This window comes from Reinekea sp. (genome assembly GCF_982785585.1).
On the sequence record NZ_CEYAVF010000019.1, the window covers coordinates 1 to 8,850 of the forward strand.

Consider the following 8,850-nt stretch of genomic DNA (forward strand, 5'->3'; position numbering starts at 1 on the left):
GCTGGCATGGCGCTGGGATGGGGGGTTGGAGTTGGCGTTGGGTGTTCGATATATCGGCCACAGGCCGCATAAAAAGGTTAAATCTTAAATTCCAGGCATAAAAAAAGCAGCTCTAAGCTGCTGATTTTAAATAATGTATTGGTCGGGCATAGAGGATTCGAACCTCTGACCCTCGCCACCCCATGACGATGCGCTACCTGACTGCGCCAATGCCCGACTGTCTGAGTATTCTAAGCTAACATATTGAAAAACAAAAGGTTTTTACTCTGATTTTTACGATTTATGCAATAAAACCAGAACCGCCTCTAACTCTTCAATCATTTCTTTAATCAATGTCTGGTGCTCCTGCTGGGCTTGCTCGGAGTCTTCGGGGTCGGTCATCTTTTGCCGTGCACCGCCGATGGTATAGCCGTCTTCATAGAGGAGGTGCCGAATTTGACGAATCAACATGACATCACCGCGCTGATAATAGCGGCGATTGCCCCGGCGTTTGACGGGGCTCAGTTGTGGAAATTCCTGCTCCCAATAGCGCAAAACGTGTGGTTTTACGGCACACAATTCACTCACTTCACCAATGGTGAAATAACGTTTGCCTGGGATTACAGGTAATTCATCATTCTGGCTCGGTTCCAACATAATTTTCGACGGTCACCTTCAGTTTCTGTCCGGGCCGGAAGGTAACCACTCGACGAGCCGAGATCGGGATCTCTTCACCCGTTTTCGGATTCCGTCCAGGGCGTTGCCGCTTATCCCGGAGATCGAAGTTGCCAAAGCCGGACAACTTCACCTGTTCGTTATGCACTAGACTTTCTCGTATTTCTTCGAAGAAAATCTCAACCATTTCTTTGGCTTCACGCTTATTGAGACCTAATTCCTCATATAAACGGTCTGCCATCTCTGCTTTGGTCAGGGCCATGGTGGGCTCCTTAGCCCCGCAAAACCGCATCTAGGCGCGTTTGTAGGGTGTTAATGATCAAATCCATGAAGCGATTAATTTCGTCATCAGTCAGAGTGCGTGAGGAATGCTGCCAGGTCAAGCCCATCGCAATACTTTTTCTTTTTGAATCGATTCCTTTGCCGCGGTAGATATCGAACAGATTTAGGCTCACCAGATCGTCACCGGCCATCTCGCGCACCGTATCCAAGACGGAACTGACCGACACCACTTCATCAATCACCACCGCCAAATCTCGCGTGCTCGCAGGCTGCTTCGACAGGGGGCGGAACTTCGGCAAGAGCGCCGGCAAGGTGCGATCTAACCGAACCTCAAACAGATATACGTTTTGCTTAAAGCCAAAACTTTTCGCCAAGTTCGGGTGTAAGGCGCCCAAATGGCCCACCAGCTTGCCGTTGCGTTCGATTCGAGCACATTGGCCCGGGTGCAGCGCGCTGTTGGTGCCGTTAACAATCTCAAACTCGACACCCTTGATATGGCCTAAGAGCTGCTCGACATCGCCTTTCAGGTCGTAAAAGTCGACACTCTCACCGTTTTCATACCAGCCCTTGGCGGCACGCGAGCCGGTAATGACCCCGGCTAACATATCGACTTGCTCCAGACCCTTATTTTCCACGCGAAAGCGCTGACCGGTCTCAAACAGGCGCACCTGCTCTTGCTGGCGATTCAGGTTGTGCTGCACGGCCTTTAACAAACCCGGCCAGAGCGATACCCGCATGGCGGACAGGTCAGCCGATATCGGGTTGGCCAATTTCAAGCTGTTGAGATTGGGAAACATCAGTTCCTGGACGCCGGGTTCCACAAAGCTGAAGGTGATGGCTTCTTGGTAACCCAGAGACACCATACGATCGACTAATGCCGCCACCGGTGTCGCCTGCTCGGCCGGACCTTGGGGCTTCATGGCCACTTTTGGGGCGGTTACCGGCAGGTTGTCGTAACCGACGATGCGGGCAAGCTCTTCGATCAAATCGGCCTGTATGGCCATATCGAAACGCCAGCTGGGCGCCTGAACCTGCCAATGGCCTTCGGCTTCGGTTAGCAGGGTAAAGCCCAGACCGACTAGAATTTGTTTGATGCGCAGATCATCGATCGACATCCCCAGACTGCTGGTGACCACGCTTGAATAGAGGTCGATCACGGCCCGCTTGGGAATATACTCAGCCTGCTCCTTGACGATCAGCGGACCGGCCTGGGCGCCACAGATGCTGGCCAACAGTGCACTGGCTCGCTCGATGGCGGCTTCTTGCAAACGGCTGTCGACACCGCGTTCGAAGCGGTGGCTGGAATCGGTGTGCAGACCCTTGGCACGGGCCTTACCGGCCAGCTCAATGGGCGCAAAAAAGGCGCTTTCCAGAAACACCGAGGTGGTCGTGGCGGACACGCCGCTATGAACACCGCCCATAATACCGGCCATCGCGAGCGGGCCGGCGGCATCGGCGATCACCAGGATGGAGGGATCCAGTGCGATCTCCTGCCCGTCCAGCAAGACCAGTTTTTCATCGGCACGCGCCTTGCGCACGACGATTTTTTCGTTCAATTGCTGTAAATCGAAGCCATGCATCGGCTGACCGAGTTCCAACATCACATAGTTGGTAACATCGACCACGGCATCGATCGAGCGAATACCACTGCGGCGCAGCCGTTCCACCATCCAGATCGGTGTGGCGGCACTGATATCGACCTGATGTAGGACACGGCCAACATAGCGTGGGCAACCCTTGCCATCTTCAATGGTGACGTCAAACAGATCTTGATGCTGCACCGGGACGGCGGCCAGATCGGGCGCGTGCATCGGCAAATCGTTGAGCACCCCCACCTCGCGCGCCAATCCGCGCAGACTCAAGCAATCGGCCCGGTTGGGGGTCAGATCGACTTCGATGGCGATGTCGTCTAGCTCGTAGTAAGTGCGAATATCCTGACCGACCGGCGCATCGGCCGGCAGTTCGAGAATACCCTCGTGTGCGGCCGATAAGCCCAGTTCCTTCTCGCTGCACAACATGCCGAAGCTGTCGACATCGCGCAGCTTGGCCTGTCCGATATTGAGGTTGCCAGGCAACACCGCACCGACCTGAGCGAAGCCAACTTTTAGGCCTGCCCGGGCATTGGGTGCGCCGCAGACCACCTGAACATTCTCGCTGCCGGTGGACACGGTACAGACTTGCAGCTTGTCGGCATTGGGATGGCGCTCGCAGCTGATGATTTCGGCGACGATCACACCACTGAAGGCTTCAGCAACGGGCTCAAAGCCTTCCACTTCCAGACCGGCCATGGTGACCTGGTCCATTAATTCTTGGGCGCTAACGGATGGATTCACCCAGCTACGCAGCCACTTTTCACTCACTTTCATTGTCTAGGTCCTGTTGCGGAATCAGTTGAATTGACGCAGGAATTGCAGGTCGTTATCGAAGAACAGGCGTAAGTCATTCACGCCGTAACGCAACATCGCCATCCGTTCCACACCCATGCCGAAGGCAAAACCCTGATACTGGTCAGGATCGACACCCGATGCACGTAACACATCGGGATGCACCATGCCGCAGCCGAGCACTTCGAGCCAACCGGTGTGGCTACAGACTCGACAGCCTTCGCCATTACACATAACACAGGCAATATCGACCTCAGCACTGGGCTCGGTGAAGGGGAAATAGGAGGGCCGAAAGCGGACCTTAAGTTCTTTTTCGAAGAACACCCGCAGGAATTCTTCGATGGTGCCCTTCAGGTCGGCAAAGCTGACCTGCTTGTCGATCATCAGGCCTTCCATCTGGTGGAACATAGGGCTGTGCGTCAGGTCGGAATCGCAGCGATAAACCCGGCCCGGGCAGACAATACGGAACGGCGGCTGGCCGTTTTCCATGGTACGCACCTGGACCGGTGAGGTATGGGTGCGCAACAGGGTGTTGACGTCGAAGTAGAAGGTATCGTGCATCGCCCGCGCCGGATGGTGCGACGGGATATTGAGCGCTTCGAAGTTGTGGTAGTCGTCTTCCACTTCCGGACCGGTGGCGATGGTGTAACCGATATTGGTGAAGAAGGCCTCCATGCGCCGCAGCGTCATGGTTACTGGGTGTAAGCCGCCCTTCTGCTGGCGTCGACCGGGCGCGGTAACATCGAGCTTTTCTGCCGCCAGTTGCTCGGCCAAGGCGTTTGCTTCGATACTGGCTTTACGCGCATTGATGGCGTCCGATACCGCGTCCTTGACCTCATTGATCAGGGCGCCGGCGGCGGGCCGTTGCTCCGCGGTTAACTTACCCAGCGATTTCAGCTGGGCGGTAATTTCACCTTTTTTGCCCAGATAGCGAACCCGCAGGTCATCTAGGGACTGGGCATTGGTCGCCTCTTTAACCGCCGCTAAGGCGTCTTCGTGCAACTTATTCAGGGTATCCATTTACCGTGCCTACTCCCGTAATTCGGAACAAATAAAAAGCCTTCACTATAAAGAAGGAAATGAAATAAGCAACTGATCTAACAGGATTTTTCCGCCGTGCAGATCAATCTAATGCTTGAACAGCGAGTCGGAAAAAGTACGCTCGCAAAAATGGCAACGCAGCTGTACCTGGTTAGGATTGGAGCTGACATAAAAACGGCTCGAGACCGGTTCAGAATGGGAAATACAGTTGGAATTGGGGCAGGCAAAGATGCCGACAAAGGCGGCCGGCAAGCCGATCTGAAATTTGGTCACCACTCGGTAACCTTCGATAATATTCACCGTCGCATCAGGGGCATAGAGTGCCATCTCGGCCGCGTCCTGCTCCGAAAACAACCAACCCTCAACCTTGATAATATCCTTTTGGCCACTGCCCTTGGACGGCAAGTTCAGACCGACGGTGACCCGAGCCTGACCATTGCGCGCTTGAATGCGCGCCAGGATATTGAGCCCCTGCCCGGCCGGTATATGGTCGATCACGGTGCCGGTTTCAATTGCCTCGACGGCCATGGTTTCACGCATCGTTCAATTCCTTAATGGTTTCATTGAGCACCAAGGCGAGCAGCGCTTCGCGGGCGTAGACACCGTTTTCGGCCTGTTGAAAGTAGTAGGCGAACGGCGACGCATCGACGTCCGGATGAATTTCATCGATGCGCGGCAAGGGGTGCAGCACCTTCATATTGGGTTTGGCGTGCGCCAGCATCTCGGCCCGGAGCACATACTGGGAGGCGATATGCATATATTCAGTAGGATCGAAGCGCTCTTTTTGCACGCGAGTCATATAGAGGATATCGACCTTGCTCACGGCTTCTTCAAGCGTCTCGACATAGCGGAACGACACCCCCTTTTCGATCAGGCTCTGCTCGATATAGGACGGCATCTTAAGCACTTCCGGGGCGACAAAGTAGAAAGTCGGGTTAAACCAGGTCAAGGCTTGCGCCAAGGAATGCACGGTTCGACCGTATTTCAAATCCCCGACGAAGGCGACCGACAGGTTACTCAGCTGGCCTTGGCATTCGGCGATCGAGAATAGATCGAGCAAGGTTTGGGAGGGATGTTGATTGGCCCCATCACCGCCATTGATCACCGGCACGTTGGCCACCTCGGCCGCCAAGCGCGCGGAACCCTCTTTCGGGTGGCGCATAATAATGGCATCGGCATAAGCGGACATCATCTGGATGCTGTCGGTAAGGGTTTCGCCCTTTTTGGTGGAGGTATGAGAGCTGTCCGAGAAACCGATTAGGGCGCCCTGTAATCGTTGCACCGCAGTCTCGAACGAGAGTCGGGTTCGGGTTGACGGTTCAAAGAAACAGCTGGCGATGACCTTATTGGCCAAATAGGGCCCCGGGCCCTGTGCCTTGAAGATGCCGGCCAGTTGGACAATCAGTTCCAAATCGGTGCGACTGAGATCGCTGATTGAGACTATATCTTTGCGATAAAGAGGGTTGGCCATAGGGGTGCTCAATACAGATTTGCGGCATTATAGCAAACTGAGGCCACTAAGGAATAACTCAGGTTGTTAAAAGCGCGTTAAAACTATTTGCCAAATTTCAGATATAAAAAAGGCCTATCTTTCGATAAGCCAGATTTATTCTAAATGGTGGAGCTAAGCGGGATCGAACCGCTGACCTCCTGCATGCCATGCAGGCGCTCTCCCAGCTGAGCTATAGCCCCTCAACAGGTGCGACGCATATTAATCAGCAGACCCCACCCTGTCAACAGTTTTCTATTTCTTTTTTCCCATTAAATTCAATGGCTTAGCCTAGCGACCCTATTGGCCGCCGGTTTTGTTCAATTGCTGATACTGGCGCTCCAGGGATTTGAGTTTTTTCTTACCCAGCCCACCCAGCACCCCTATGGCGTGGCGCAGCCGACCTCGGGTCATATCCGGGCCCAACAAGGCCATGGCGTCCATGACCGAGACTGAGGCGGCCGAACCGGTAATGGCGATAAAGATCGGCGCGTTCACATCTTTGAGCTTTTGCTCGCGCTGTTCGGCGACGGCCTTGATATCGGCAAAGATACCCGCCTTAGTCCAGTCTTGGCGTGCCTCCAGCTTCCACAGCACCCATTGCAGCAGTTGCATCAGCTCTTCGTTTTCGGTTTTCAAATCGGCGAAGCTGGCCTCGCTGATGGCCGGGTTGCCCTGAAAGAAAAACATCAACAGCGGCGCTATATCGGCCAGCGTGTCGGCGCGGGCCTGCACCAGCGGCATCAACTGGGTGGCAAAGGTCTCATTGAATTTCCAATCGACTAGGCGCTGCAGCAACTGGGCTGGCGTGTGATGCTCGCGAATGTACTTGCCATTGAGCCAATTGAGCTTGTCCAGATCGAAGACCGGACCACCGAGTGACATTCGATTGATATCAAACGCCTGCACCATGGCATCCAGACTGAAGATCTCTTCGCCATTGGGCATGGTCCAGCCCATCATGCCGAGAAAGTTCACCAGAACCTCAGGCAGAATGCCCATTTCACGATAGTAGGTAATCGACGTTGGGTTCTTACGCTTGCTCAACTTCGACTTATCGGTGTTGCGGAGCAACGGCAAGTGGGCATAGATCGGCGGCTGCCAACCGAAATACTGATACAGGGCCAACTGCTTCGGCGTTGAGGAGATCCATTCTTCGCCGCGCATGATGTGACTGATTTCCATCAGATGGTCATCGACAACACTGGCCAAGTGGTAGGTTGGTAGGCCGTCGGACTTCATCAAGACCTGCATATCAACCTGCTGCCATTCGATCTCAACGTCGCCGCGCAATAGATCCTTAATAATGCAGGTGCCTTCTTCAGGCACGACCATGCGCACCACATGACTCTCACCGGCGGCCAGTTTAGCGGCAACTTCGGTCTCACTCAGATGACGACAGTGACCGTCATAGCCAATATCGTCTCCGGCCAAACGCTGCGCCTCACGCAGGGTATCTAAGCGCTCTGAACTGCAGAAACAGTGAAAGGCGTGCTTCTGCTCAAGTAATTGCAGGCTATAGCGCTGATAAATATCCTTGCGATCGGATTGGCGATACGGACCAAAGGGACCGCCGATGTCCGGGCCTTCGGACCAGTTCAGACCGAGCCACTTCAGGCTATCTAGGATTGCTTGCTCAGACTCCGGGGTCGAGCGCACCTGATCGGTGTCTTCGATCCGCAGAATGAATTCCCCGCCCTGGCTTTTGGCAAATACGGTATTAAAAAGGGCGATATAGGCCGTGCCCACATGCGGGTCGCCGGTCGGTGAAGGCGCAATACGGGTGCGAATTTTGGTCATATAGGAGCAAATCTCTTTGGTTGAGTTCGAAAGCGCGCAATTATAGCGCTGCAGAGGGCGGGTAGCCAGAACGTCGCTTGGCCGGTGCCGGTGGGTAACGGAAAAATGCGGCAGAATGGGCGCTCAGGACCTAAAATAGATCCTCTTGTCGCAGTGCCAGGGGCGGACTGGGCGGCAGATCGATGCGCCCTACCCGTTTAGAGTCGGCACGGGACTCGGTTAGTGCGGCAGTTCACTGGCCAGCGCAATCCGATTGCGACCATTGGCTTTGGCCTGATACAGCGCCAAATCGGCACGATGCGCTAAGGCCGAGGCATCTTCGCCCGGCGTCCAGGTGGCCACCCCAGCACTGAAGGTGACATTGATTTCAACAGGGCCCTGATGATGAGTCAGCTTCTCAAAGCCGCTGCGCACCTCATCTAACAACAGGGCCGCCGTGGCCTCATCGGTATCGGGTAAGATCAGCGCGAATTCCTCACCGCCGTAACGACCAATCACATCTGTGAGCCGGAAACGTTGCTTTAGATAGAGCGCCAGCGCGCGAATAACCCGATCGCCCATGGCATGCCCATAGCTGTCGTTAACCTGCTTAAAACGATCGAGATCGATCATCACAAAGGTCAGCGGCAAGGCAGCCTCGAGGTTTTGGCCAATCAGCTTGGCCAGGGTGTCGAGGGTATGGTTGTGGTCCACTAGGCCGGTCAAGCTGTCTCGGATCATCTGCGCGCGCAGGCCCCGATGCCGCCGACATCGGTTGAGTACGGTGGCAATCAGCACCGTTTTCGGCACCGGCTTGGTGAGAAAATCATCCCCACCTCGGCCGACGGCATCGAGCTGTTTGTCGATATCGGATTCGGCCGATAAATAGAGGATCGGGATCGAGTCGTATTTATCCTGCTGGCGAATCACTTGCGCCAGTTCCGGCCCCATACAGCCGGGCATATAGATGTCCATCAGGATGGCATCGGGATTGAAGCTTTCAATAACCTCCAGCACTTCGAACGGGTCGTTAACATTGCGGGTAAACAGGCCGGCGTAGTTTAGTGTGCGTTCGGCGTACATGGCCTGGGCGCGCGAGTCATCCACCACCAAAACCCGAAACGGTGGCTCGGAGCGCAACGAATAGACACCGATCAGTTGCTCGATCAAAATATCCACATCCATCTGGCCGACATAGAGGGCAATGCCATTGGCACGCAC

General features: G+C 54.8%; 8 protein-coding genes and 2 tRNA genes. All 10 read right to left on the reverse strand.

Annotated features, from left to right (window positions below):
• Window positions 1-139: 139 nt before the first annotated feature.
• Window positions 140-216: transfer RNA gene (locus AC4FIC_RS09005), tRNA-Pro, on the reverse strand.
• A 57-nt stretch (window positions 217-273) separates the two neighbouring features.
• Window positions 274-636 (reverse strand): MerR family transcriptional regulator, encoded by a 363-nt coding sequence (locus tag AC4FIC_RS09010; RefSeq protein ID WP_287421551.1) that lies wholly within the window; start codon window positions 634-636, stop codon window positions 274-276.
• The gene (gene ihfA / locus AC4FIC_RS09015; RefSeq protein ID WP_100257390.1) at window positions 614-916 is read right to left on the reverse strand and encodes an integration host factor subunit alpha; all 303 of its coding nucleotides are present in this window, start codon (window positions 914-916) and stop codon (window positions 614-616) included. Before ihfA ends, AC4FIC_RS09010 begins: the two co-directional genes overlap by 23 nt.
• Before the next feature lie 10 nt (window positions 917-926).
• Window positions 927-3,302, reverse strand: a complete 2,376-nt coding sequence (gene pheT, locus AC4FIC_RS09020) for a phenylalanine--tRNA ligase subunit beta (RefSeq protein WP_476194966.1) — start codon at window positions 3,300-3,302, stop codon at window positions 927-929.
• A 21-nt stretch (window positions 3,303-3,323) separates the two neighbouring features.
• Window positions 3,324-4,340, reverse strand: a complete 1,017-nt coding sequence (gene pheS, locus AC4FIC_RS09025) for a phenylalanine--tRNA ligase subunit alpha (RefSeq protein ID WP_100257392.1) — start codon at window positions 4,338-4,340, stop codon at window positions 3,324-3,326.
• A 108-nt stretch (window positions 4,341-4,448) separates the two neighbouring features.
• The gene (gene pyrI / locus AC4FIC_RS09030; RefSeq protein WP_100257393.1) at window positions 4,449-4,901 is read right to left on the reverse strand and encodes an aspartate carbamoyltransferase regulatory subunit; all 453 of its coding nucleotides are present in this window, start codon (window positions 4,899-4,901) and stop codon (window positions 4,449-4,451) included.
• Complete coding sequence (gene pyrB, locus AC4FIC_RS09035; protein WP_100257394.1) at window positions 4,894-5,832, reverse strand: aspartate carbamoyltransferase; 939 nt, start codon at window positions 5,830-5,832, stop codon at window positions 4,894-4,896. Before pyrB ends, pyrI begins: the two co-directional genes overlap by 8 nt.
• A 145-nt stretch (window positions 5,833-5,977) precedes the next feature.
• Window positions 5,978-6,053, reverse strand: a tRNA-Ala gene (locus AC4FIC_RS09040).
• 97 nt (window positions 6,054-6,150) lie between these two features.
• Window positions 6,151-7,650, reverse strand: coding sequence for a glutamate--tRNA ligase (gene gltX / locus AC4FIC_RS09045; protein WP_490258894.1), 1,500 nt, complete (start codon window positions 7,648-7,650; stop codon window positions 6,151-6,153).
• Between the two features lie 219 nt (window positions 7,651-7,869).
• A partial coding sequence (locus tag AC4FIC_RS09050) for a GGDEF domain-containing response regulator (protein WP_488043892.1) occupies window positions 7,870-8,850 on the reverse strand: 981 nt, incomplete at its 5' end.

Coding starts and splice junctions, on each gene's coding strand:
- pyrB (WP_100257394.1), bottom strand. CDS start 5,832: ATGGCCAACCCTCTTTATCGCAAAGATATAGTCTCAATCAGCGATCTC.
- pyrI (WP_100257393.1), bottom strand. CDS start 4,901: ATGCGTGAAACCATGGCCGTCGAGGCAATTGAAACCGGCACCGTGATC.
- pheT (WP_476194966.1), bottom strand. CDS start 3,302: ATGAAAGTGAGTGAAAAGTGGCTGCGTAGCTGGGTGAATCCATCCGTT.
- ihfA (WP_100257390.1), bottom strand. CDS start 916: ATGGCCCTGACCAAAGCAGAGATGGCAGACCGTTTATATGAGGAATTA.
- gltX (WP_490258894.1), bottom strand. CDS start 7,650: ATGACCAAAATTCGCACCCGTATTGCGCCTTCACCGACCGGCGACCCG.
- pheS (WP_100257392.1), bottom strand. CDS start 4,340: ATGGATACCCTGAATAAGTTGCACGAAGACGCCTTAGCGGCGGTTAAA.
- AC4FIC_RS09010 (WP_287421551.1), bottom strand. CDS start 636: ATGTTGGAACCGAGCCAGAATGATGAATTACCTGTAATCCCAGGCAAA.